The organism is Bradyrhizobium sp. 197, assembly GCF_023073375.1.
Classification (GTDB): Bacteria; Pseudomonadota; Alphaproteobacteria; order Rhizobiales; family Xanthobacteraceae; genus Bradyrhizobium.
Window position 1 is genome coordinate 1 of record NZ_JADPJJ010000073.1, and the last position, 607, is coordinate 607.

The 607-nt window shown below is 55.2% G+C and carries 1 pseudogene; it reads right to left on the reverse strand.

The annotated features are described in order from the left end of the window. Nucleotides 1-154 precede the first annotated feature (154 nt). Nucleotides 155-607, reverse strand: a pseudogene (locus IVB27_RS16840) (DUF1214 domain-containing protein); the annotation flags it as partial.

The following is a 607-nucleotide window of genomic DNA, read 5'->3' on the forward strand; positions in this document are numbered from 1 at the left end:
AAGTCGACGATGCGCTTGCAATAGCAGAGCAAGTCGACGTCTGAACTAACTGGGCAGAGCGGACATGCTCTGCCCTTTCTTGCAGCCGACTTCGGGCCACAAGCGGAAGACATGGGGCTGCACTTGATCGAACTCCACCGCATGCAGATAGTGGCTACATCGGTTCAATCTCTCCGGGGCGCCAAGTCTTGTTGAACCAAGGTTCAAGCGGACCGTAGAGGCGCAAGAGGGTGTTCCAGCCCTTCCCCGGGATGGTTTGCACCCAGTTTGATTCCTTGCCCGAGGGAGCCTTTGGTCCGAAATAAACGTCCACCGAACCATCCGCATTGACTAGCAATCCCTTGGTGAGACTGCCGACGGCCGGAGATTCTTGATCGGTTTGGAGCATCGAGCGTGTCTGGTTATCGTAGAGTGTGAACGACCAAAAATCCTTGGCCGGAATGTTGGGCGGCATGTGCAGTCTGTACGTTTTGCTGCCGTCCAGGGGTTACCCTTTGCATCCACAAAAGCACCGGCGTACTGCGAACCCTCACCAACCATCTTCATCGTCATCGCTGGCGTCACGCCGGTGGCATAGAAGAAGAACATGTTTTTTGCGTCGAGATTG